Below are 26,020 nucleotides of genomic sequence, written 5' to 3' on the forward strand. Positions count from 1 at the left end.
AAAATATATCAAACATTAACAATAATTAACACGGATGATAAAAATCATTAAAATATTCCGATTATTTAGCTTTTGATTTTGTAGAATCTGTTTTTATTTCCGTTTTCTCGGCAGATACTTTTTTGTCTTTTTTCTTCTTTTTAAACAAAGAATTAAAGCTTTTACTCCACATAACTCCAACTCCATAGGCTTGATTAGCAGTTCCGTTTGTACTAATCATTCCAATGTTGGTAGGCTTAGAATACCCTCTTACCACTAAAGTACCGTCATTCTTTTTAGATAAATCATATTCTATAGAACCTTCTCCAGAAAGATAATTGTTCTGTGCCCCGGTAGTACTTGCCTCAGTTCTGGATAACGGAATTCCCAATCCGGTCTTGATATTAACTCTAGGTGAAAGCGCAACGCTAACTCCTGCATTAGCCCTGTCCCCAATATTGGAGTTCTGATCACCTTTTACATAGTTCAGGTCAATCTGGAATTCATTACTCATCGTATTAAGAACCGAACCCAGCTGCTTTAGAAGCATGTTATATCCTGAAGATTCGGCAACGTTTCCTACATTCACATCCACGCCACCGGTATTAGACACGTTAAAAGTACTCAACAGAAGGACAGAACCAAACTGAAGAACTTTTTCCCCTTCCTGGCTCATTTTTGCTGCCAGCGTCTCTCTTACCTGACTGGAAACATCCATCGCTGTTACATTCAATTCTACCTTAGGATCTACTAGAGATTCCGTAATATTAGCTTGTAATAAAATACTTATCGGCTGCAGTTTTCCCATACTCAGGTATTCTCCTGCATTGGAAACCATTCTTACATAATTGGCTGTAATATCCAGTGCCGGCTTCATCGCATCACCATCCCATCTGATGCTGCTGTTTTTCTGGATCTGGAAGGTTTTATTAAGAATTGCTTTAGAAACAAATGTTCCGTTGTCTACCTTATAGGTCCCACTCATCGCAATATTTCCCTGTCTGTTCATGTGGAATCTCAGCGGATCTGCAGCTCCTTTTACGGTAATGCTTCCCACATCGTCACCAATAAGCACATTTACTGTGGTTCCTTTATCTACAGCCAAATTGAAATCAATATTCATATTGGCACCGGTCTTTTTCTTTTCTTCCAGTGTTACCAATCCATCTTTTCCTTCTTTCAGGAATCTCAGCATCTTAAACTCTTCAACATTTGAAGTAGAAGCCGAATTAAAGGTGAAGGTACTTCCGTTAAGCGCCTTCATATTAGGCGTGTTTATACTCAACCCGGAGACAGGACCGGAGACATATAAATCACCTTGTCCGTAAACTCTTCCCCAAAACAGGTCAGAATCTTTTTGAGTAGAATTCAATACCAAAAGATTATCTGCTCTCATGATCAGGTCAATCCCCATTGAAGATAGTGTTTCAAATCGAATCGCTCCGGAAATGTTTCCTTTGGAATTGGATCTGCCATCATGTACTTCAATATTGTTGAGAATGGCAAGTCCTTTACTTAATTGGATCACGTTATCATCAAATGAATAGTCTACTCCTGTAAACAGAAGTTTTAAACCGAAATCTTTTAAGGCAATATCACCACTATAATCAAGGTTATTAAGCTTTCCGTTAATCTTAAGATCACCCGTTGCTTTTCCTCTAAGGTTTCCAAAAATACTCTGAACGAACTGCTGGGTAAATGACAGGTCAAAATCACGCATTTCCGCTGTCAGATCAATATCCGGTGAAGCTGTATTATTATTAACAGTACCTGTAAGGTTTAAACTGTTGTTTCCTAAAACTCCTGCAGAATGAACCTTTACATCAATATCGTATACGTTCAATGAAAACCCGTTGGTCGCTGAAATGGAAATTGCTCCCATATCATTCCCATTCATTTTAATATCATCTATATTAAGATCTACCAGAGGCTGTAAAGTACTTTTATCCATCTTGATCTTTACACTTCCGTTCGCCAGACCTTTTATATCCATGCTATTCCCTCCGGACTGCATTTCCAGCAGTTTTTCTATCGAGAAATCAGTGATATCAGCATCTACATAAAAATCCTTGATAGATTTAAATTCAGCTTCTTTTATAAATAAAGCACTCTTATCAGAATAAACCCTCAGATTCCTGATTTCAAAATCTCCGGTTGCCTTCCTGTAGGTAATGGAATGGTTCAGCTCAGGACTTGTATCAATAGCCCAGGAAACTTCATTAAACTTAACTTCAGTAGGTTCAAATCTGAAAACATAATCACCTGCTGCATCCGTAGACTGATCTACATTAATAGCATATTCTTTAAGCTTTTCATTGATTTCATCATCCGGGCTTCCATGTTTGAACACCGTAGCAAGATGCAGGGTATTTCCGTTTTCATTATTCCCTTTAAGTTCAAAATCTTTAATGATATTTTTATTGTATTCTAATCTATTGATTCTGGCATACACCTGTTGAGCAAGGTTTGCAGTATTGATTCTTACTTTAACACTGTCTACCATTGCACTATCTTTGCTGAGATTCTTTCTGTTGTTGACCTGATAATCAGGATTAGAAGAAGCTAATGCTTTGTCAGCATCAGTAATTTCCTCTTCTTTGGTCATAATATATTTCAGAGCAGTTGCATCCAGATTCAGGATCAGATTATTTGAATCCCCATCATATTCTCCTTCCACCATTGCTCCGTTAGGCAGCTTCAGATCTGGCAAGAAGTAATTAACCAATCCTTGCTGAACATCAAATTTCATGGCAAAATTCTGACCTCTATATAATTTTCTTGGAGGTGGTCCTACAAGAATTCTGCCTACTCCATTCTCTACCATTCCTACAAGATCCACCAGATTATATTTACCCGAAATTTTTCCGTTAGCAGCTCCAGGTGCATCCACATCAATAACACGCCCTCCGGCTTCAACAAATGTCTTTAATTTCGCTGTAGGAATATTGTATTTCTGTGTAGCAGTAGCAAAGTAAAGATTATTGGCATTAACGTCTAACGTAAGATCATTAATGGATGACATAGACATTTTACCTTCTACCTGCCCACTTACAATCTGGCTGCCAGGTTTATTGGTAAAATAATTCATGTTCAACTGGGTAACATCCGCATTCACATCCATTGCAATTTTAGAGGTACTGAAATCTATTAACCCTTTGATGGTTGCTTTTGCCTGTTCATCATTAACCGTAATCAGTCCATTGTATTTTTTGTGATCCAATAATCCATCCAAATAGAGATTATTAATGACCTTATCCATAATCTCAATGCTGGTAATCTGAGATTTGGTGATGAGACGCATTGTATTTACATCAAAGCTCTGCCCATTGAGGTCAAAATTACCGGAAATCAATCCAACTGACTTATTCTTAGTAATCACAGAAGTATTAAGGTCTTTTACCTCAAGACGACCTGAATACTTAGGCATTGCTGTACTGTACCCTGTTAAAGAGAGTTTAGAAATTTTCGCCTGCCCTATTCCTGTCATTAAATTTCCACTCTCAACATAGACTTGATCTGGATTTACTTTAGCCGTTCCGTTATACTTCAGTTTTCCAAAATCATCTGCAAAATTCTTCATCTTGCTGGAGATGAATGTAGGCATCATTGCCTTCAAATCTTTATAAGTAAAATCTGTAGAAAGATCTTTTGTTTCAATAGAAAAGTGACCGTTTAATAAATTATCCACCTTCATCGTTTTGGTGGCAATATTCACATCAGGATTTCTGATCAGAAAGTTCTCTAAATGAAATTTATTTAAAGGACCCGTCATTTGTCCTGAAAGATTAAACGGTTTGATATTATCCCAATTGGTTACGAAATAGCTGATATCATATCCGCTCACCTGACTTCCCTGGTTAATATTCATATCCCAGCGAACCTTATCTGCAAAATCAGCCCATGAGCCATCATGAAGATTAAATTTTATATCTCCCTGCAATAAAGTATGGTCTGTATTTAAAGTAAGGTCTTTTAACGACAAAAACTGCTTGGTTAAAGACAGTTCTGTTGAAAAGGTATCTACAATATGAGATTTTCCCCATCTGGAGGTTACGAAAGACATATTATTAATAAGCGCTGTAATATTAGGACCAACGACCTTAACATTGGGTGCTTTTAAATTAAATTTTGTTGCAGTAAGCCATTTCCCATGATCTCCATCAGAGTTTTCATTAACAATAGATACTTTAGAATCTATGATCTGTACTCTTGAATTAAGTTGAAAAGGAGGTTTTTTAGGATCTCTTTTCTTTCCATCATCAAATAATTCTGTGAATCGGACAAAGTTGGAGATACTGTCTCCTTTATAGGTAATGACCTTTATCTCTGCATTCACTAGCGTAAGGGAATTAAAGCTTAGGGAATTACTTTTTCCTGAAATGGCATTTGCAGCAAGAGAAAGCCAATCTGAATCGGCACGAAATTCACGGGCCTGTATAAAATCCAAGCCTTTATAATCTTTTACTTTTAACCCTTTTATGGTAACATCTCCAAAATAGTTTACATCTACACTTTCGGTAGAAAATCCGGATTTAAAGTCATTATTCACAAGCTTCAAAGCCTGATCTGCTGCCCATTGCTTGGTAACCGGAAGATTGATGGTAATAAGTACTCCTCCAACAAGAACAATACCTAGCCAAAAAAGAATAAGAAGAAGCTTTGCCCACCAGGTATAGCTGGTGACATCTTTTATAGCCTGTTTACCAAACTCTTCAGCAGTTTCTACAGGGTGATTGATAGCATCTGAAGCGAGTTCAGAAGCTTCTTTTACTGTTTCCCGTACTTTCTCCTCTACATTTTCAACAGTCTTCTGTACCTGATCCCCTAGGTTTTCAGCTACTGATTTTTTATTCTCATTCTCGTTATTATTCTCTAACTTTGCCATTATTATGAGCGACTCTATAATTTTAGGTATTGAATCGTCTTGCGACGACACCTCAGCAGCTATCATCAAGGGGAATTCTATTCTTTCAAATATTGCTGCGAACCAGGCTATCCATAAAGAATATGGAGGCGTGGTTCCTGAATTGGCTTCGCGAGCCCATCAACAAAATATAATCCCCGTTGTTGAAAAATCTTTTACCAAAGCAAATATACAACAAAATGCAATCTCTGCTATAGGATTTACACGCGGCCCCGGACTTTTGGGATCACTTCTTGTAGGAACTTCATTTGCTAAATCTCTGGCAATGAGTCTTAATGTTCCGTTAATTGAAGTTAATCACCTTCAAGCTCACATTTTGGCCCATTTCATCGAGGATGCAAATCCTGTGCCGCCTACTTTCCCTTTTCTATGCCTTACCGTAAGTGGTGGTCATACCATGATTGTATTGGTAAAGGACTATTTTGATATGGAAATTATCGGAAAAACAACGGATGATGCTGCCGGAGAGGCCTTTGATAAAATTGGAAAAATCTTCGATCTGGATTATCCGGCGGGGCCAATTATCGACAGGCTTGCCAAAGAAGGAAATCCCGATGCTTTTAAGTTCAATAAACCAAAGTTGGAGAACTACGACTACTCTTTCAGTGGTATTAAAACATCCGTTTTATATTTCATTCAGAAGGAAGTTAGAAAAAATCCGGATTTCATTAAGGAAAACCTTAACGATCTTTGTGCTTCTGTACAAAAATGTATTATTGAGATCCTAATGAATAAGCTTGAAAAAGCAGCTAAAGATCTTGATGTAAAAGATGTGGCCATTGCAGGTGGAGTTTCTGCCAATTCTGCATTAAGGAAGGCTATGGAAGACAACAAAGAAAAATTAGGCTGGAATATCTATATTCCAAAGTTTGAATATACCACCGATAATGCAGCGATGATTGCCATGGTAGCACAACTGAAGTTTGAAAGAGGTGAGTTTACTGATCTGAGAACTTCTGCTACTGCAAAATATGACTTATGAAAATACTCTTAGAAGAAAAAATACTGGGAACACATTCTAAAAAGAACTCAAAATACTATTGGGTATTAGAAACCGTTACAGGAAAAAATGAAGATTCGGAAGATGCTAATGACTATTTTCCGTCAAGCTCTGAAACAGGATACATCCAGGATGTAAAAGAGGAAATTCTTGAGAAAATCAATTCCGAAAACCTTTTTAGTTTTCCTTATACTCCCAAGGAAGGTGATTATTTATCTATAAAAAATAACTTAAGGAAACAGGAATATTTAAATCTGATTTTCATTAACAATAAATGGATAGAAGAAATATACCTGTGCAGTTACCGTGAATGTGATACGGATATTTACACGACCATAAAAACAGGTGTCGCATTCTTAACTCAGGATATATGAAATTATTTTACGGAGAAATAACAGGTAATACAGTCATCATCAACGACGAGGAACAGCAGCATATTGTAAAAGTTCTTCGAATGAAAGAGAGTGAAGATATTCATGTAACAGATGGAAAAGGAGCACTGGCTTCAGGAAAACTGTTTATAGAAGGAAAAAAAGCAGGTATTGAGGTTTCAGAAATCAAAAATAACCTTCCGGATTTCACTCCTAAACTTCATATTGCTATTGCTCCTACAAAGAATATTGACCGTATAGAATTTTTTGTAGAAAAAGCTGTAGAAATGGGAATCTCAGAAATCAGCATTATTGCTACAGAAAAAACAGAGCGTAAAAATATTAATATTGATAAGATCAGAAAACAGGCTGTTGCTGCCTCAAAACAAAGTTTGAGATTTCATTTTCCCATTATTAATGATACTGTAAAGCTGAGCGATTTTTTAAAAGACATTCATCCTGAAAACACTTTTGTGGCGCACTGTCATGAAAATCTGGAAAGAATGGAACTTAAAAGTATTCCAAAAATGGAAAAGATTACTTTCCTAATTGGTCCTGAAGGGGATTTTTCTGAAAAGGAAATTGAATTTTTGGCTGAACATAAGATCAAAGCGGTTTCATTAGGAAATCAAAGGTTGAGAACTGAAACTGCAGGCGTATTTGTAGCCGCGTGGAATTATTACAATATGATATAGGTTTATAGTGTCATTGTCTTATATAATTTTATGCTCACTGTCATTCTGACGAAGGAAGAATCTCATTAAAAACTTTGATTCTTCATTCCACTTCGTTACATTCAGAATGACACAACAAGTTTGATTTTAAACTAGATATCATTTAAAATATAAATAATAGATTCCTAATCTATATCTATAAAAAAGGAGGTTTTAAACACCTCCTTTTTTATATTCCGAATTGATTATTTCCAATCAATATTATTTTCTTTCAGGTATTTCTCAAAGATCTGCTGCCCGCTTCTTATAGAGTTTACCGTCCAAAGGATTTTCATTCTTAGCAGCTTTTCTTCATCTAATTTATAATCAATACCAGATTTTATCAGTTTTTGCTTCAATTCATACATACAAATGGAAGCCGCTACGGAAACATTAAAACTCCTTGTAAAACCATACATTGGTATCGCCAGTGTTTCATCTGCGAAATCCAGAATCTCCTGCGAAACGCCTTCCATTTCCGTTCCGAATACCAACGCTATAGGTTCTGTAATCTCATATTCAGGAAGCATTTTAGCATTATTTTCCAGTGATACTACCACAATTTTGTAGCCTCTGTCTTTAATTTCCTGAAAGGATTGTCTATTTCGGGGAAGTTTTTCCACTTCAACCCAGGTATCTGCCCCTTTGGTTACCCGAAGATTAGGTTCAAAACTATATTCTTCCTGCAAAGCCACTACTTTATGAAAACCACAAGCTTCTACAGAACGTACAATGGCAGCGGCATTCCGAAACTGATAGATATCTTCTACCACCGGAAGTACAAAGTCTGAACTTTCCTGAGAAAAGTGTTCAATTTTCGCGAATCTTTCTTCTGTTAAAAACTGTTTTAAATATTCATAAGTTTGTGCTAAATCGTTCATCTGCATTTAGTTATTTTTTTCAATAGCCTTATATAACGCATGGAATTCATCTTATTCTGATAAAATTTGATGATAAGCGTTTCATTCATTTTCAAATCTTTGCAAATTAACGTAATTTTGGGCTATGATCCTTAACCGGGGTTAAATTCTTAATTAAAAATAATACATGAAGCGAAAAGTCCTACTCATCTATACCGGAGGAACCATCGGTATGGAAAAAGATTATGAAACCGGAAGCCTGCGTGCCTTTGATTTTGGCAATATCTTCGAAAAGATGCCTGAAATGAAGCTTATGGAATGTGAAGTTTTTGTACATCCTTTTGCCAAACCACTGGACTCTTCGGACATGGGACCTGCAGAATGGAGGGTCATTGCCAACTACATTCTTGAGAACTACAATGATTATGATGGATTCCTGATTCTTCACGGGACAGACACTATGTCTTATACTGCTTCAGCATTAAGTTTCATGTTAAAAGGATTAAGAAAGCCTGTGATTATGACCGGTTCACAATTGCCTATTGGTGATCTGAGAACCGATGCGAAAGAAAATCTTTTGACAAGTCTTTATTATGCAAGTTTGTATGAAAATGACGAAGCAGTCATTCAGGAGGTTGCCATCTATTTTGAATATAAACTCTTACGAGGAAACAGGACATTGAAATATTCTGCTGAATATTTTGACGCCTATGCAAGTCCAAACTATCCTATCCTTGGACAATCCGGTGTTCATTTAAATATTCTCAAAGACAATCTTTTCCGTTGTAATCCGGAAATAGAGTTTCACGTTGACGAACATATTTCTGAAGATGTTTTGTTCTGGAGAATTTTCCCGGGAATGCATCTGAGTCACTTCAGGGAAATTCCTAAAATGAAAGTATTGATTCTTCAGGTTTTCGGTTCCGGAACCATTTTCAGCAGTGAAAAAACCCAGGAAACACTTCAGGAAATCAGGAACAATGGTACAGAGATCGTAGTGGTGAGCCAGTGTATCTCCGGTGGTATCTCGTTCGGTAAATATGAAAACAGTAATATTTTCTCAAGAATCGGAGCTATTAGTGGAAGGGATATGACTGCAGAAACTGCTATTACAAAAGCGATGCACTTAATTGATAATCCAAATTACTCAGGAAGTTTCGCGGATAACTTTACCCAAAGCCTTTGCGGAGAAATTACTGCTGAAAAATTGCAATAAAAATTTGGTAATTAAAGAAAATATCCTATTTTTGCAATCTCAAAAAGAAAGGTGTCCGAGTGGTTGAAGGAGCTACCCTGGAAAGGTAGTATACGGGTAACTGTATCGAGGGTTCGAATCCCTTCCTTTCTGCAAAAAAAAGTCTTAAGTAAAAAACTTAAGACTTTTTTGTTTTATATACAGTGGGTTATTGATAATTCACCTATTAATTTCACACAAAATTTTTCATGATAAGACCCCTATACTTTTAAGGAAACAAAAGGTATGACTTCGGCGCTTATTAAGCGATATGGCTATACATTCGCTTCATAAGAATCAACTTCGTTGATCCATCTTTTCTCCCTAAAATTCACGAAATATGGTAGTAAAACTTTGCGTTAAAAAAGTACTATCGGTCTGGATAAATGTTCAGATCACCCCATATTTCTTACCAGTTTAAAAAAATCTTCAGAAAATCAATTTTCCACTCAAATAAGTATTTATACTCAACTATATAATTGGTTGTTTATACTCTACAGCATCTGTTTTGTTCTTTGTTACTTTGGTCTATACAATAACCACAAAAATCAATTTAATATGACATCAACAAGTGTAAATGCCAATTCCTCCGGCCAGCTACAACTGGGAGGCGGGGCACAGTTCTGGGTGTATCTTTCACCTCAACACGATACTGCTAAAATGATTAGCAAATGGAGAGTAACATTTTCACAGGGAACTTGGAGTGATTCTATTTCAAGTGACAATCCAACGAAACAAATTCAGACTCCCAACCTGTCAGGAATTTTCGAGATTAAGGTGGAGTTATTAAGTGGTTCTACCGGTACATGGAGACAAATCCCCCCTCAGACAGGAAGCCACAATGAAATAGGTTGTAATTCCAACTGTGCATCTATGGTAGGAATTGTTGCAGACAGTATCAACCCACCTATCGGTGCTATTAATGCCCATTTCTGGACTACCTGGGATGCGATGTGCAGAACAGGTGCATAAGAATAAAGCAAACTTGCAAAATCAATCATTATAATCAAGTACACTGCGGTATTTTTTAATATCGCAGTTTTTATTTTAAGCTTTTCCCTAAATTAGCAGCATCAATATAATTTAAGTAAAATGTTTACAATACGGACAGCGTTGTCTTTGCTGTTATTTCTGAGTACTTTCCTTTTTCCACAACTTGCAAAAGCCAGTGCTTACTGGATGGAAATTCATGGATCAGGAAAAATAAAAGAAGAGGTTAAAATACAGGTATGTTATGGTTTTATTGACGATCTCAGTGAACGGCACCGTACTACCGGCTCTGAATTTCAAAGAATCAAAGATTTTAATTTCTTTTTTTTGAATACTAAAGGAGAAAAGTTAAACATTAAGCTGCATCCAAAGGAAGATCATTGGGAAGGAACCTTCATCCCGGATCACGAAGGAACCTACAGGATCTTTGGAATGAATGACCAACAACCTGTTTTGGTACGTTCTCAGGATCCGAAAGAAAATGTACGGCCTATTGACTTTATGTGTGGGGCTTATCATGTAGGGACTCCATCAGAAAATACCACTCCTCTTCAGTTTATGGACATCAGCCTTCAAGAAAAAAACAGTATTTATACTATTTTCCCTTACCGTAATATGAAACCTTCTGAAAAAGGCACAATGCTTCGGATTTTTAATCCTGAAAACTGGGAAAAGAATATTCCGGTAGACAAGGAGCATAAAGCCATTTTTAAACCAACGATGCCGGGACTTTATGTCATCAGACAGGATTGGCAGGATACTACTCCAGGAATATTTCTGGGAACTTCTTATGCGAAGATAAGATACCGTAATAATTATTGTCTTTGGATTAATTAAGAAGATGGAAGCTATATCAGATACAAAATGTAGTAATGAATAGAATCAAGATAAAAAGTTGAGAAAATCAATATAAATAAAAGTCCCGGATCTATGAATCCGGGACTTTTTTATCATCAATTATTAAAAACTTATTTTAGAATTTCAGTGAAACGCTTCCTAAGAAACGAGCTGGTGCCTGCGGCGTTAAACGCACCGACCAAGCTTTTTCATTAGTGATATTATCAAATTTCAATCCTACTCTATATTTTGGCTGATCATAGAAAATTCCAAGGTCTAGCATTGTATAAGACGGAATAATGACTTTAGCTGTTTGTGTATTGGTTTGATAGGAAGATGATCCCATATTTCCTCCTCCTCCTATTCCAAGGCCTTTTAATTTACCTTGCGGAATTCTGTAACTTATCCAGAAATTGAACATGTTTGCCGGACCTGATAATGCTGGTCTTAGCCCATTAACAGAAGGATTGGCATTTGTAAATTTACTATCATTATAAGCATATCCTGCTACGATATTCAGTCCATCAAAAGGATTGGCTGTTAATTCTGCTTCAAACCCTTTACTCAATTGAGTTCCATCCTGTATAGAATAGTTGATGTCATCCGGATTGGTTCTCAAAATATTATCAACACGGATATTGTAATAACTCAATGTTCCCACAAGTCTGTGATTGAAAAGATCTCCTTTTACCCCAAATTCCAACTGGTTGGCATATTCAGGCTTAAATGAATTTCCGTTAATATCTACCCCACTTACATTATTGAAACCGTTCATATAGTTTCCAAACAGGGAAACTTTATTTTTCAGTATTTCATATACAAGTCCCAGCTTAGGAGAAAGTGCTGTCTGCGCATAAGGCCCTGCTTGGGTTCCACTGTTACTTAAACCTCCTTTTATCTGACCTGTAGTAATGTCGTAAACACCCTTAAACTGGAATCTGTCTACCCTCAAACTGGTCATTACCATCAACTGATCTGTTACATTGAAGACATTTGATACGTAGGCCGCATAGGTATTGTCACTGTTATTTTCTTTTCTAACAACAGAAGTTGCAGTAAGGGCATCGATTGTATTACGGTTGACTCTAAAATCTGCCGATGGATGAACAAAGTTAAATACCTTTGTATTCGTATGATAACGGTCAAAATGATTAGAATTATTATAGTAATCCAATCCTACAACCATTCTGTTTCTGAAACGTCCAATATGGAAATCTCCGATAAAGTTCTGCTGAATATTCGTTGCAATAAATGAAGTAGTTCCTACCATTACCTGAGCACTTGCGGTAGAATCTGTTTTCCCGTTAATGGCAGAAATATATCCATTGATTGTAGACCTTGCACGGGATATAATCGTCTGGGAGGTCCAGTTTTCTGATACTTTATAATTAAGTTGAGCAAAGATATTCATCATCTGCGTTTCATAAGCAAGATCATCACCCAGGAAATTTTTATAGTAAGGGAACTTCATATCTGCAATAGACTGAGTTTTGTTGCTTCCTGTATAAGGATTAAAGCGCACTACTGAGGTTCCTTTTGCCTGATTAAACTCTACATCCAAAAGAAGCGACATACGATCGTTGATCTGATAAGAAAAACTTGGGGCAATTGCCAACGAGTTCGTAAACCCTAAGTCCTGAAAGCTTTTTTCAAATGTTCCGGCAGCATTAAGACGGAAAAGTGCTGTTCTGTCTTTATTTACAGGAGTATTTACATCTACTGTCAATCGGTTATAATCCCAGCTTCCGCCAACATATCCCACTTCACCTCCAAACTTATTGTAAGGCTTTTTTGTTACACGGTTATACACACCACCATAGCTGCTAGCCACACTCTTTCCGAATAAAGTAGCAGAAGGTCCTTTTATCGCTTCAATACGCTCTAAGTTGACAGGATCTATCACTGAAAAAGCTGCTCCGGCCACTCCATTTCTTGCATTAGGCTCCGTTTCAAATCCTCTTGAACGGAATGTCACTCTTCCCTGATTCGCAATCATGGGAACTCCGGCTCCCGGTACATTTTTAGAAATACTTCCAAGGTCTACAGCAACCTGTTCCTGAAAAAGTTCCTTAGTGACCGTATTATACACCTGAGGATTTTCCAGGTTCTTTAAAGGCAGTCTTGCAACAAACCCACTTTCTTTCTTAGAAAATCTGTTGACATTTTTCATGATAACCACTTCCTGTATGGCCTGAATATTTTCTTTGGTAAGTTGATAATCCAGTATGGTACTTTCTCCTGCTTTTACTTCAACAGGAATACGTATTTCTTTAGATCCTAAGATTTGTAGTTTTAGGGTATAGGAGCCTGCGTTTATATTGGTAAAACGATAGTATCCCTCATCATCTGTCAGTGTCTGGCGATCCGCTTCCAATAATGAGACGGAGATTGCTCTTAAAGGCTGTCCGTCCACCATATTAACCTTACCGGTTATTCCGCCTTGCAGATCCTGCGCATAGAGTTGAGTTAAACTTATTAGGAAAAAGAAGAAAATCAGAAATGGCTTAGACCATTGTACTATCTTATTTGTTAAAACATCATCCTCTTCTGCTTCATGGGCATGGGTTATTGACTTCATCAGAAGTTTACATTCACTTGATCGTATCATTTTTCAGCCTTATTTAAAATAATTATAAATAAAAATGCAAAATAAAGGATAAACAATTTTTCTCGCAATATTAATTTGAATTATTCTAAATAAAAGATAAAAATCATCATTCTTCTTTTAAAAATATCTTAATAAAATAGATATTTATGAATATCACATTTCTATTTATAAATTTCATTATCCCTTTCTAAAAGCAGGTTTACGAGATGTTTTAAAATAAAAAATGGACTTACTCACATTTTATCAATATTTTATTAACAAGTTATCCACAATTGAAGAATTTAAATTATAAGTTTATTGACATCAAAATTTTTTTCCTTTTTTTAAATTAGCAGGACAGTTATAGTTGACAAATCATGGAAAACCAGGTTAAAGTTTTACGAGAGCGCATGAATATGACTCAAAATGAACTTGCTGAGAGTTCGGGACTTTCTCTTCGGACAGTTCAGAGAATTGAAGCCGGAAATATTCTAAAAGGATTTACCTTAAAAGCACTTGCCCAGGCTTTAAATGTTCAACCGGAAGATCTTATTGTAAAAGAACCAGCTGATGTCCAAAGAGCTAAAAAGATCAATTTTTCAGCTTTGGCTGGTCTTATTATACCGTACGGAGGTATTATTATTCCAGCTGTTTTAACCTATCAGACGAAGGATTTAAAAAACAGGGAACTTGGAAAAAACATCCTTTGTATCCAGATTATTATATCGGTAATTTTTTCGGTTTTAATGATTATCAGTCCGTTTATTCAAAAGTTATTTTCGTTTAAATTTCCACTTTTTATCATTCCTTTAATCCTATTTTTAGGGCTGAAATTATTTATTATCATTAAGAATGGAATCAGCCTGAACAAAACCCAGGAGCTAAGTATAAAATTGAAAACCAGCTTCTTGTAAACAAAGACATAGAAATGTCGTAAAATTGTCGCATTGTTTTCATGTAAAAATAATAAGGGATTTCCGAATCTTGCATAAAAAATCAGCATGAAAATACTAAAGAGAATTGCGCTATATATTTTAATTATCATTGCCATTACAGGATTAGGCGGGTACCTCTATTTTAACCAAAAATTTACTCCAGAAAAGAATTACTTAAGAGTAGACAACGAAAGTGGACCAATTCCTATCAAATGGATCGGAGAAGATAAAAACGCATTGCTTGTTCCCATACATTTCCCCAAAGACACTATTACTTATTATCTCCAATTTGATACGGGAGCTGTTTATACAGAATTTTATAATAAAGCGATACCATTACTGAAAGGGATTACCCCCAAAGATGAGCAGGCTATCACCTCATTTTATATTGGCAAAACAAAAATTATGTCACACAAAATCAAAATATCCAATACAGGAAAAAATTTGGAAAAAAATAATCCTGTAAAAATCATTGGAACTCTTGGCGCTGATATTCTTGAAGATCGAAAAACTTTGATTAATTTCAAGGATAATAATGTTGTTTTCAATCTCTCTAAGGAACCAGATGAGTTTCAAAATACTCTTATTGATTTTAAATTTACAAAGAGGAAAATTGTTATTCACGGAAATTTAAAAGGAAAAGATGAAAAGTTTCTGTATGATTCAGGAACCAGTGCTTATGAATTGCTGACGAATAAAGAAAACTGGGAAAGTTTAAGATTACCACAATCAAAAGTTATAATAGAAAAAGCCCAGTCAAGGCCAAATATTTTAACAACATATACTACAAGAACACATAGCACTATCCGGTTTAACAATAAAGATCTTCCATTGAGAGAAGTAACTTACGTGGAGGGATTTTCCCAAAGTCAATATATGTTGATGAAGTTTTCAGGAATGTCAGGAATGTTGGGTAATAAGATCTTTTTAAACCATAAAATTTACATTGATTGTTCAAAGGAAAAATTCGGAATTGAATAAAATTTTAATCCTGCAAATATTTATCAAGCATGCTTATTGTTCCTAAATCTTTCCTAAATCAGGTAGTTATTTTGTCATGTTTTTAAACAGTATTTAAGATGTTTGAATAAACATTTTATTCATAAAGTCTCATAAATTTGTTTTGACCACATATTTTCTCTGCGTATCACTGATATTTTTATCTAACCTTATGATTTCGCAGGTATTAATAGTAATCGTAAAGCAGTTATCATGATGTTCGGTATAAGAAAAATTTTTATTATTTTAGGTATAACAGGTTGTTTAGGAAGCCTAGTAAAGGCACAGATCAGTCCGCCTGGATTAGGCGATGCCAAGACCGCCTTTTGGTCAGCTTTTGGTATGAAGCGTAATATCGATTCTTTAGGAAAGAAACAAACGATGAGCTATGTTGCGATAGGACGTAAAAGTACTTTGGATAACAATAATTTGTTTGCAAAACAGGCTATTTTTGTATTAAATCACGAGTTTTATCACTCTTTTGCACCTCATCAGCAATACAGTTATGCTTTAAGCTACCGCCGACAGCCTGAATATGAAAAAGAAGCTCCTTATGATAAAGAAGGTATAGAACAGGAATTCAGAATTTATGGGCGCTATGCCTATACTTTTGATCTTGGGAAAAAACTAAAGCTTAAAAATACGGTTCGACAGGAATTCAGAAAGTTCTTTGATGCTGATTTTCATAAAGTGGATGAAGATTTTCAATTAAGAACCCGGATCAAAAGCCAGTTAACCTATAACCTATCTCCTAAGAATAATCAGAAACTGGCATTAAGTGCTGAAGCATTGTTTTCCATTAGTCATCTCAATGAGCATGACCAACACTGGAACTCTTTTGGATACCGTGAATTGCGGCTGGCTGCTTATTATATGTTCAATATTCCCAATTCTCCTTTTACAGTGGATATCGGTTATATGGATGATCTGATCAGGGGCAGCAAAAGTATTCAGCACGGGGGAGTTCATTATATTGCGGCAGACCTCATATGGAACATTCCTTATAAAAAGAAAGAGACAACGGATCAGGATCACCTTGATTAAGTTTATATATAAAAAATCCCAGTCAGTAATGGCTGGGATTTTCGTTGGAAAATATAGATTCTCCGCAATATAACTAAGTATGAATGTTGGTGTAAAATTTTAATTGCATAGGGTCAGAAACTGGCGGCTCATCTGCACCTTGAATTTGGCTTCGGCTCTTGACTGGGCATAAATGGTATGTTCAAAAGCCTGAATTGTTTTTAATTTCTGATCAATAAACTCTGCAATTTGTACAATGGAAAATATAAAATCCCTATATAGTGCCATGTCTACCGTCTGCCCATAATAAGGAAGATAAGCCTTAAGAAAAGGAATGGTCATCTGATGCCTGTTATAGCTGATACAATATCCTGCTCCTTCGCGGGAAGTCACAATATCATAATCATTGATGTAATCCAGGATATTTTTACTGCCACTCAGGGCTTCTTTATTTTTTGAGCAATAGCGATTGATCTTGTCCAAAATATGCTGAGCGTATTCCATCATGGAAATGTTTTTCCATTCAAAAACGTGATTCATTCCTTTTTTGGGTGAGGTACCATTTTCACAACCTGTACAGAAAGAAATCCCGATTTTCTCATGATAAGGGAAGAAACAGTCTTTGATTTCAATGGTTGCATCTGCCTGCAGGCTATCATCAGCAAAATTGTAGTATACATAAGGACTATACATACTTGCCAACGTTTTCAGGTAATCTGCTTCACTAGCATTATAATATTCTTCAAACCATTTTTCAAGATGATCGTAATAATGGTTTTCAAAGTCGTTAAAGTTTAAGTAAAGTGGCAATTCCATAGCTCTGTAATTTTGATATGACAAAGCTATTACCGTAATGCGACAAAACTTGACGCATAATATTTTTTTTGAAAAAGAAGAAAATAGAGACAGGCTAAAAGATTGTAATCAACAATCAGCATAAATGTTAATACTGTGTGCTCAAGTCGCTTCGGCTTGTCAATATTTTGTTAGTAACAGAGTTTACGATTACTTTTTTATTCTCCACGAACTCCGCATTACTTATCATAATTTTTCATCATAAATTCAAAATAATGGATCATCTTCAGATAGTTTTCTATGCTTAGATATTCATTGGTACTGTGGATGCTTTGCTGTTCCGCACTGTTGATTCTGATTGGCATGAATCTGTAGACGTTTTTGCTTACAATTTCATATTTACCGGCGTCTGTTCCGGCCATGGTGAGATAAGGGGAAACAATGGCTTCAGGATAAATTTCTTTTACTCCTGCTTCGATCAGTTTGAATGCTTTAGTATTCGATGAAGATATTGCTGATGCTTCTCTTGTATTATCAATTTCCTCTACTTCAACATCAAAACCTTTGGTTGCTTTTGCAATATGATCTCTAACATCTTTTACAGTATTTCCGGGAAGAAGCCTGAAATTGACCACAAATTCGACTTCGGGAGAAAGTACATTGGTTCCGTCACTTCCTTTCATCATTGTTAAAGCTGTTGTGGTTCGTACCAATGCATTGGTGGTATTACTTTTGGTAAGCTGCGAGATCAGTACCGGTTTTAAAAGCCATTGGTTAGCCAGTGCCATTCTTGTCGTAAAAGGCATAGCACCGCCAATATTATCAAAAAATTCTTTAATTAATGGAGTTATCTCCGGTTTCATCTGATCGTCTTCCAGTCTTTGCATAATGACTGCTGCTTTTCCGATAGCACTTTCCATAGGAGGCATTGAGGAATGCCCACCCAATCCTTTTACTTTTATTTTGGCAGAAAGGAATCCTTTTTCAGCACAACCTACTACAGCAACATCAGCCTCTACCCCTGCTACATTTCCTTTTCGCATAATCAGTCCGCCTTCATCATATACTGCATCGAACTTCAACCCTTTTTTCTTAAAATAATCTGCAATCTGCATAGCTCCGTTCTTTCCTCCCACTTCTTCATCAAAACCAAAGGCTAAATAAATATCTCTCTGAGGAATTTGTTTGCTTTTAATAAGGTTATTCATAGACTCCATTAAAGAGAAAAGCATTCCTTTCATATCTATTGCTCCTCTTCCATAAATTCTCCCATTAGCAACAGCTCCTGAAAAAGGGGAAAAATCCCAGTCTTCCGCAACTTTGGCCACAGGTTCTGATGGTTTATCATCAGGTCTGAAGATATTTTCAGCGGTATTTTTAATATCAGCATCCCCCGGAGGAACTACATCCATATGAGATAGAAACAATATAGGTTCTAATGCTGAATTACTTCCTTTAAGCCTGAAAACCAATCCGTATTTATTAATCTCTACGTTTTCAGTATTTTGATAGACTAATGGATAAGTAGCTTTTAAATATTCCTTAAACCGGTCAAAAGGTTCATAATTAAATTCGCCTAAACTTCCGGTAGAAACGGTAGGAATTTTTATCCCTCCGGAAAATCGTGACACTGCGGAGTCATTTTTTACAGGCTTCCATCCTTCCCCTGCTCCTGACGGATTTTTCTTAAAAGGATAGGTGTAAGTTTTAATTAATACGACAGCAGCAAGAATAACGAGAATTCCCAGAATGGCTAAAAGAACTTTTTTCATAGTGAATAGTTTCTGAATGGTTTGGTTCTTTAAATATAGGAAAGTATTTGCTCATTAACAATTTTAAAGCCAAGGGTTTCAATTGTTAACCTATAAAAAAAGGCTGCTTCCTAAGAAACAACCTTAAGTTTTTAAAACAAAAAATATCTTTTTACTTATTTCTAGCCTGTAATATCCAATGGATAATGTCACTCAAAACAAGCTCTGTATTTCCAAGATTACAATGATTTTCAGCCCTATTGTACTTGGTGTACATTTTATAGGTAAGTGACTTTACATTAGGTAAAGCATCAATCACTCTTTTGTATAATTCAACGGGGATAAAGTGATCTTCATTGGAACCTAGGAGTAAAAAGTCCTGGGTAATCTTTGGTCCGATACTTTCCATTTCAAAATGTTGAGCTTTTTTGATATAATCATAAGGTGTTTCCACATTCATACTGAACATTCCGTGCTGCATTGCCCATTTCACCAGAGGATCAACATCCATTTTCTTTTGAATAAGCACATTGACTTTTTCTTTTTCTTTTGCATCCATCAACATTCTTAATTCATGAGGAACTTTAGTCAATATGATCTCATAAAAACTAGGCATAATTCCCCAAGCTACTACTCTTTGAATACGATTTTCAAATGCAGCAGCTCTCGGTGCCAACATTCCTCCTAAAGACAACCCAATTAAAGTTACATTTTCCAATTGATAGGCATCTAAAATAGTTTTAATGGGCTTTTCCCATTCATGGGTATAATAAATTCCGGATTCTCTTAAAGCCCCTCCCTGCCCCGGACCATCAAAAATGTACACAGCAATTCCTTCAGATACCAGGCGCTGAACTACTGGTAAAAATTCTTCCATGTAGGAATCATTTCCCCCATGAATAATCACAGTATCTTTTATTTCTTCTTGAGGAAGACAGATCCAAACAGGTAATTTTCCATTTTCATAGTCCATCTCATCCCTTCTGATTTCCTTTTCAAAAATGATTTTGTGATATTCGTAGAATAAAGATTTTGATTTGGAATATAATTTTGATTTTTCAGAGGTTCCATCTGCTTCAAAAAACTCTGTCATCCTGTAATACCCAATAGCTTTAGGAATCTGTTTATTGGCTTCTGCTTCTTTAGCAAGAGAACTCATTTCCTTTACCCAATCTTCTGTGGTATTGATTCTGGATGCTATTGTTTTGATTTCTTCCAGATCTCCATTTCCCCACATTAAGGTTCTGTTCAGTTGAAAATTAAAATTGGCTTCATCATGCAATTGATACGTTCCTTTTTTCATTATGTTTCTATTTTGGTGAAAAAATGGTATGCTGTATTTTTCTTTCAGCAATACCTTGCTAGCTAAACTTTTTCGAAATTAGTTTTTAAGTTTAGCTTTTCTTTTCACCTGGATTAAAAAAGGATTATTTCTGTTGAGCTCTTACTTTGCTCAGTTGTTGTTGCGTCATCCCAAGGTATCCGGCAATATATCCAAGATTGATTCTCTGGAGCCATTCCGGATGAGCAGCCACAAAATCATCATAACGCTGATCTGTAGTTTTGATTTGAAGATCCATCAGCCTGCAGCCCATCGTGATTAAACTCTCAGCAAATAAATCTTCCATAAACTGCTGCATTTCGGGATTGTTTAATTTCAACTCAAGAAGTTGACGGTAAGGCAATCTGAATATTTCGCTATGATCTTCAATGACTTCAATTCCAAATGGAACTGCCTTTCCGGACAATACGCTTGAAAAAAGAGCTATAAAACTATGATCTGAACTGATCCAATGGGTATGATCCTGTGCTTTATCGTCATAGTAAAAGATTCTGGCCACTCCTTTTTTAATGTAAAATAAGTCACGGTGCACCTGATCGATATCCATCAATATTTCTTTTTTACGATAGATATTGCTATCAAATAAATGAATGAAATTTTCGATAACCTTCAAGTTCTTTTCACTGATCATTTTTATATGTTTTTAATTGAGGAATTTCTACGTTAAAGACAAAATATCTACTCTTCCATTTATTAGATAAACAGAATTAATAATTAAAATATGTTCAGTAGTTGGGATAAAATATTAATAAACAGATGATATGTTAATTCAAGATTCCATTCATTTCAGTTAAAATGACAGGCTTTCCATCAGTGATTAAAATGGTATGTTCATGTTGTGCCATATAGCCGCCTTTGTTCCCTACCATCGTCCAGCCATCTTTTAATTCTACAGCAAGATTTGAGGAAGTAGAGATAAATGTTTCAATCGCCACTACAGAATTTTTCTTAAAACGTCTGGTATCGAAACGGTTTTTATAATTCAATAACTCATCGGGCTCCTCATGTAAGCTTCTTCCTACACCATGTCCGCCAAGATTTTTAATGACTTTAAAGCCTTTTTTCTTTGCTTCTGTCTCCATTAAAAATCCGATATCTGCTATTTTCACACCACCTTTTATATTATCAATTGCTTTTTGAAGAATATCTTTAGAAGCATTTACCAATGTCTGATGCTGATGGATGTCTTCCCCAATCACGAAGGATCCTCCATTATCAGCCCAATATCCGCTGAGTTCTGCAGAAACATCTATGTTAATGAGGTCACCTTCCTTCAAAACTCTTTGATCTGTGGGAATTCCGTGGCAAAATTCGTTATCTACACTGATGCAAGTCCATCCGGGAAATCCGTAGGTAAGATAAGGTGCAGACTTAGCTCCGAAATCAGCAAGTATTTTGGCACCATATTCATCAAGCTCCTTTGTGGTCATTCCTGGCTGAGCGTATTGCTTCATCTCTTTCAAGGTACAAGCAACCGCTTCACTCACTTTCTGCATTCCGATTAACTGATCGTCGTTGGTAATTGACATGATTTTATTTTTGGGTTGGATTTGAATTTCAATACTAAGAAGTATTAGCTATTGAAAAAGACAAAGTTAAAGAATATAAATTTCTTTTATTAAGAAAATAGGGCGTAATGAGTTCTTAATGAATATATTGGTTTTCTATTTATGTTGGTATAAGCAAAATGTTTGTGCCAGCGGAGATATTTTTAATAATATAAAGATTTTCTAAGCCATGTAAAAAAACCATTGCTGATCTAGCAATGGCTTTTTTGTTATTGAGGACACGAGCATGATGCTCGCGCGAGCCTTTAGATTTGCATAATTATAAATTACTTAGTTTTATAAAAAACAACCAGACCAACAAAGTGCACCTTCGCGCCAGCAAAGTTAATGACTTATCCCCCGATTAGGACTCTGTTGGTTTTTACTGAAAAGCATCAGATTAGTAATTAAGGTTTTGAGACCTATTATCAAGGTTTTGATATGATTTCAGTATCGGTTGTTCTAAAATGTATTGCTATGAACAAATTTAAAAATTTTGTGGGAATTGATATTTCCAAAGAGTATTTTGATGCTGTTCTGCTATCCCCAAATAGAACAAGCATTCACAATCAGTTTCGCAATGATTTGCAAGGAGTAAAAGCTTTTCAGAAATGGCTTAAATCTGAAAAAGTAAATTTTGAAGAAACTCTAATCTGTATGGAGCATACAGGGATGTATGGAAAAATCTTATCTAAAACCCTCATCGCTTCTGGTTTTAGTATTTGGATAGAAATGTCCTTCAGAATTATACGAAGTATGGGTATACAGCGAGGTAAAAATGACAAGATAGATGCCGAAAGAATTGCCAGATATGCACAAAAGAATCAAGAAGATGCCAGGCTTTATAAAGCTCCAAAAAAAGTATTAGAAAAAATAAGAGCCTTGCTTGCCTTACGGGAAAAGCTCGTTGTTTTTAGGGCTTCGCTTTTAAAAAACGTGAAGGAAATGAAATCTTTTGATGCAGATATTTCAAAAATGAATGAAAGACATCAAAAAGCAACTATAAAAGGCTTAGATAATGATATTAAAAAAATAGAAAAGCAGCTGGATATCCTGGTATCTGAAGATGAAAATGTTGAAAAAATTTATACTCAAGCCAGCTCCGTTCCAGGTGTAGGAAAATTTACCGCTTTGCTGCTGATCTGCTTTACCAATGAGTTTACTTTGTTTGAAACTCCCAGGCAATTAGCCTGCTATTGTGGCGTTGTTCCCTTTGAATATACTTCCGGAAAAAGTGTAAGAGCAAAGCCAAAGGTTCATCACATGGCCAATAAACAGCTCAAAAAACAATTTCACATGTGTGCTTTATCCAGCATTGTACATCATTCAGAAATGAAAGAATATTATCAAAGAAAAGTAGAAGAAGGTAAAAATAAAATGCTGGTTATTAATAATATAAAAAATAAAATCATTCACAGAATCTGTGTCTGTGTGAAGGAGAACAGGTTATATATCACAAAGAATATAGCTTAATTGTATTAAATTTACATTGTCAAAGCTAAGCGCAACAGGCTCTGATGGGGACAATCTGCGAGGAATAAACTTTGATACCAACGAATAATAACAAAAGGAAGGTAAAATATTCCTTCCTTTTAATTTTATTATTCAGAGGTTTTGTATGCCTAAGAAACCCCTAAAAAAATACAATTTTTTTCTTGTGTAAGTCATAGTAATCGGGGGGTATCCTTGGATTATCTCGTAGGGTCTACGGATATTCTACTGGATAAAAATATTGTCGCTAAAATTTTAGATATACAAAAACTAAAAGAGAACGATAGACAACATGTCTTCGCTCTCCTTGATGCATTCCTTAAACAAACTAAACTACAAAGCATTTTATAAAATAACAAAGCCACTCAAACGAATGGCTTTTACAATTAGACCTGTATTAGTAATAATTTTTTATAAAGCTCATTTTTAGGCTTTGCTTTTGTAAATTCATTATCATTTTTAAATTTTAATTGTAAACGGCGAAGTTGTTCAATATTTATTCCAAATAAATTTTCTTTAAATTCAATATATTCATAATCTTCTAAGTATAAGAAGTCTAATGTGTTAAAAGTAAAACTCAAACAATCTATTTTAAATTTTTCTTCTATATTTTTATTGTAAATTATTTCATCAAATAAATCTATCTCTAAGTATTTATAGGTGAACTCTATAAATGAATAAAAAGAAAAAGAATTAGTAAAATTTTCTGTTAATTTAATTAAATCTTCATAGTTAACTTTTTCCCATAATTCAGGTAAGCATATAAACAACTGAACGGTATATGTTGGATTTACATTTTCAAAATTACAAAGTAAAAATTCTAAATAATTAACAGACCGAATTTTCTCAATGAATCCGTTTTTTTCAATAAAAAACCTATCTATAGGAAAATATTGTATCACCTCTTTTGTGGAGCTAATTGCCATCTGAGAAGACAATTCTTTAACCTCATTTCCAATGTTTATTTTATTCATGTTTATTCTACTGAAAAAGTTCTCAATTTAGCTCTACTTACATCTAGCCCCATATTTGATAATATTGTTGGAAATTGCTGAGCTTCTGCTGCAGAAGGTTGATAATGTCCAGAGGCATTATTGATTTCCATTACTTGACCTTTAAATAACCTTAGTTGGCCTGCAGCTTGAACTTCATTAGCTCCTCCAGATAAATTAAAGTGCCCAGTTCCTACTTTAAGCTCGCCAGACGCAGTTACCACAAAATCAAAACGACCATTTGTTACAGCTCTTCCTGATAATGAAATATTTCCATCAGCTATGGTTGCCCCTAAATTTTGAAAAGCTTCACCCACCTGTGGAGCTGTATTTTTAACATTTATTAAGTTGCTTGCTTCTTCAACTGCATTCACTGCTTTCGCCGCTCTTCCGTAACCGCCAAACATATTCATGCCTCCGCTTGCGAAATCTCTTCTAGCTTCTAAGGTCCCTGCCCCAATTAATCTAGCAGTCCTATCTCCAAAACTTTCCCCATTATTATATCCTGGGTTATTTTGCCATTGCCTATAATTCTCTAAAGGACTATTTCCATTGGTATCAACATTTGCATTTTGAATTAAACCAAATAATCTAGTTTGCCCCTCAGCAACACGTTCAACTTGCCCAACCTCTAATGTACCTTTTGAATTACCTCCAAACCAGCTCTTGACTTCTTTCCAAGCCCTACTTAAAAAACCAGGTGGATCTCCTTCTAGTCTTCCATCAGGATCTATAAAACGTAAAGGATTATTGTATGCATATCTATAAGGAGACCAAGCTCTTTTTACTTCAGCCAGCGGATCAACAACTCCCCATCGTCCAAGATCAGGCATGTAGAACCTCGCCCCATAATCATACATCCCTGTTTCCTGCAACTCCTTGCCGTTGTACTTGTAACTATATAATCTCCCCAAGCTAGTGCAAGCATCTTGCTCGTATCTATATTACTTTTGACACAAACGTGACGCTTGCGCCAGCAATGGGTAATAATCATTGGCATCTGTGATTTCAAGAACACCTGCGCTGTTTCTTCCAAAACTTATCCTCGCATTTCCAAGGTGATCCTTGTATTGGTAAATACAGCTAATTGATAATAAAAATATCACACAAATCCTTTTGTGTGGCAGCTTGGGTTATTTACAATTTATTTTAGGAGGTTGAGTTATAGAAATATTTGATGTAATTTTTTTATATCTAGTTAAATCTTTCATACAAAAAAAATAACTAACTCCTTTCTTCTTATCATCTATATTATATTCAATAACATCTGTATTATATTCAATTAATCCATATTGTCCTAATTTATTAATTACTGAAGAATCTAATTTATCTTGACTATTATCACTCCAATAAAATATTTTACCATTATATTCTACATATTTTGTAGGCAACCTATTTAAAGGCTTATCATTTTCTATATAAAATTTATTTGGATTACCAATAATATTTACTTGGATAATATTCTGATCTATATTTTTGTAAGAAACCGAAAAAATTTTATCATATTTTAGTAACGATGAAGTTTTATAAAAGTCATCTATAGCTTTCTTTACAGTGGTATTATAACTATCTGAAACAGGAACTGTATTATTTTGTGCTGTACAAGACAATGATAATTGTAAAATTATTAGACATAAAAATATCTTCATT

21 protein-coding genes and 1 tRNA gene are annotated in these 26,020 nt (G+C 35.3%); 11 read left to right on the forward strand and 11 right to left on the reverse strand.

All coding sequences use genetic code 11. From position 1 onward, the window contains the following. Positions 1–61: 61 nt before the first annotated feature. Positions 62–4,864 (reverse strand): translocation/assembly module TamB, encoded by a 4,803-nt coding sequence (locus tag EG344_RS06760; RefSeq protein ID WP_123908821.1) that lies wholly within the window; start codon positions 4,862–4,864, stop codon positions 62–64. Positions 4,865–4,868: 4 nt separating this feature from the next. On the opposite strand from EG344_RS06760, the gene tsaD reads away from it, so the two are divergent. From tsaD to EG344_RS06775, 3 genes are read left to right on the forward strand one after another with little or no spacing between them, the layout of a single operon-like run. Next, on the forward strand, positions 4,869–5,885 hold the full coding sequence (gene tsaD / locus EG344_RS06765; protein ID WP_123908822.1) for a tRNA (adenosine(37)-N6)-threonylcarbamoyltransferase complex transferase subunit TsaD: 1,017 nt from the start codon (positions 4,869–4,871) through the stop codon (positions 5,883–5,885). Next, positions 5,882–6,277 carry a hypothetical protein gene (locus tag EG344_RS06770; RefSeq protein WP_123908823.1) on the forward strand — a complete coding sequence of 132 codons (396 nt, stop codon included), beginning with the start codon at positions 5,882–5,884 and terminating at the stop codon, positions 6,275–6,277. The genes tsaD and EG344_RS06770 overlap by 4 nt, the downstream gene beginning before the upstream one ends. Next, entirely contained in the window at positions 6,274–6,969 is a 696-nt protein-coding gene (locus EG344_RS06775; protein ID WP_123908824.1) for an RsmE family RNA methyltransferase, read from the forward strand. Before EG344_RS06770 ends, EG344_RS06775 begins: the two co-directional genes overlap by 4 nt. 224 nt (positions 6,970–7,193) lie before the next feature. On the opposite strand, the gene EG344_RS06780 is transcribed toward EG344_RS06775, so the two are convergent. After that, positions 7,194–7,868 (reverse strand): TrmH family RNA methyltransferase, encoded by a 675-nt coding sequence (locus EG344_RS06780; protein WP_410493998.1) that lies wholly within the window; start codon positions 7,866–7,868, stop codon positions 7,194–7,196. A gap of 166 nt (positions 7,869–8,034) precedes the next feature. Between EG344_RS06780 and EG344_RS06785 the strand changes: the two genes are divergently transcribed. From EG344_RS06785 to EG344_RS06800, 4 genes are all read left to right on the forward strand, one after another. Then, positions 8,035–9,063: an asparaginase gene (locus EG344_RS06785; protein ID WP_123908826.1), complete on the forward strand. Its 1,029-nt coding sequence runs from the start codon at positions 8,035–8,037 to the stop codon at positions 9,061–9,063. A gap of 45 nt (positions 9,064–9,108) precedes the next feature. After that, positions 9,109–9,195 (forward strand) — tRNA-Ser (locus tag EG344_RS06790). A gap of 444 nt (positions 9,196–9,639) precedes the next feature. Further along, on the forward strand, positions 9,640–10,053 hold the full coding sequence (locus EG344_RS06795) for a hypothetical protein (protein WP_123908827.1): 414 nt from the start codon (positions 9,640–9,642) through the stop codon (positions 10,051–10,053). Between the two features lie 120 nt (positions 10,054–10,173). Continuing rightward, a complete protein-coding gene (locus EG344_RS06800; RefSeq protein WP_123908828.1) occupies positions 10,174–10,908 on the forward strand; it encodes a hypothetical protein in 735 nt (244 codons plus the stop codon). Between the two features lie 136 nt (positions 10,909–11,044). On the opposite strand, the gene EG344_RS06805 is transcribed toward EG344_RS06800, so the two are convergent. Continuing rightward, on the reverse strand, positions 11,045–13,516 hold the full coding sequence (locus EG344_RS06805) for a TonB-dependent receptor domain-containing protein (protein WP_123908829.1): 2,472 nt from the start codon (positions 13,514–13,516) through the stop codon (positions 11,045–11,047). A 356-nt stretch (positions 13,517–13,872) separates the two neighbouring features. Here EG344_RS06805 and EG344_RS06810 point away from each other — a divergent pair, with 356 nt between their 5' ends. The 3 genes from EG344_RS06810 to EG344_RS06820 all read left to right on the forward strand — a co-directional run bounded on the left by EG344_RS06810 (position 13,873) and on the right by EG344_RS06820 (position 16,473). Then, complete coding sequence (locus tag EG344_RS06810) at positions 13,873–14,409, forward strand: helix-turn-helix transcriptional regulator (RefSeq protein ID WP_123908830.1); 537 nt, start codon at positions 13,873–13,875, stop codon at positions 14,407–14,409. Between the two features lie 87 nt (positions 14,410–14,496). Further along, positions 14,497–15,411 carry a hypothetical protein gene (locus EG344_RS06815; protein WP_123908831.1) on the forward strand — a complete coding sequence of 305 codons (915 nt, stop codon included), beginning with the start codon at positions 14,497–14,499 and terminating at the stop codon, positions 15,409–15,411. Positions 15,412–15,642: 231 nt separating this feature from the next. Further along, the gene (locus EG344_RS06820) at positions 15,643–16,473 is read left to right on the forward strand and encodes a DUF2490 domain-containing protein (protein WP_123908832.1); all 831 of its coding nucleotides are present in this window, start codon (positions 15,643–15,645) and stop codon (positions 16,471–16,473) included. 99 nt (positions 16,474–16,572) lie between these two features. Here the strand turns inward: EG344_RS06820 and EG344_RS06825 are convergent, their stop codons facing one another. From EG344_RS06825 to map, 5 genes are all read right to left on the reverse strand, one after another. After that, the gene (locus tag EG344_RS06825; protein WP_123908833.1) at positions 16,573–17,268 is read right to left on the reverse strand and encodes a hypothetical protein; all 696 of its coding nucleotides are present in this window, start codon (positions 17,266–17,268) and stop codon (positions 16,573–16,575) included. A 218-nt stretch (positions 17,269–17,486) separates the two neighbouring features. Continuing rightward, positions 17,487–19,019: a M20/M25/M40 family metallo-hydrolase gene (locus tag EG344_RS06830; RefSeq protein WP_123908834.1), complete on the reverse strand. Its 1,533-nt coding sequence runs from the start codon at positions 19,017–19,019 to the stop codon at positions 17,487–17,489. A gap of 151 nt (positions 19,020–19,170) precedes the next feature. Beyond that, positions 19,171–20,301, reverse strand: a complete 1,131-nt coding sequence (locus tag EG344_RS06835; protein WP_123908835.1) for an alpha/beta hydrolase — start codon at positions 20,299–20,301, stop codon at positions 19,171–19,173. Between the two features lie 124 nt (positions 20,302–20,425). Then, entirely contained in the window at positions 20,426–20,971 is a 546-nt protein-coding gene (locus tag EG344_RS06840) for a Crp/Fnr family transcriptional regulator (protein WP_123908836.1), read from the reverse strand. Between the two features lie 133 nt (positions 20,972–21,104). After that, positions 21,105–21,869, reverse strand: coding sequence for a type I methionyl aminopeptidase (map, locus tag EG344_RS06845; protein WP_123908837.1), 765 nt, complete (start codon positions 21,867–21,869; stop codon positions 21,105–21,107). 495 nt (positions 21,870–22,364) lie between these two features. Here map and EG344_RS06850 point away from each other — a divergent pair, with 495 nt between their 5' ends. Further along, on the forward strand, positions 22,365–23,360 hold the full coding sequence (locus EG344_RS06850) for an IS110 family transposase (RefSeq protein WP_123908838.1): 996 nt from the start codon (positions 22,365–22,367) through the stop codon (positions 23,358–23,360). 404 nt (positions 23,361–23,764) lie between these two features. Here the strand turns inward: EG344_RS06850 and EG344_RS06855 are convergent, their stop codons facing one another. The 3 genes from EG344_RS06855 to EG344_RS06865 form a co-directional block, all read right to left on the reverse strand. After that, entirely contained in the window at positions 23,765–24,352 is a 588-nt protein-coding gene (locus tag EG344_RS06855) for a hypothetical protein (protein ID WP_123908839.1), read from the reverse strand. 2 nt (positions 24,353–24,354) lie between these two features. After that, complete coding sequence (locus EG344_RS06860; protein WP_262697976.1) at positions 24,355–25,245, reverse strand: RHS repeat-associated core domain-containing protein; 891 nt, start codon at positions 25,243–25,245, stop codon at positions 24,355–24,357. Positions 25,246–25,503: 258 nt separating this feature from the next. Continuing rightward, complete coding sequence (locus EG344_RS06865) at positions 25,504–26,019, reverse strand: hypothetical protein (protein ID WP_123908840.1); 516 nt, start codon at positions 26,017–26,019, stop codon at positions 25,504–25,506. Position 26,020: the final 1 nt, after the last annotated feature.

Source organism: Chryseobacterium sp. G0162 (genome assembly GCF_003815715.1).
GTDB lineage: Bacteria > Bacteroidota > Bacteroidia > Flavobacteriales > Weeksellaceae > Chryseobacterium.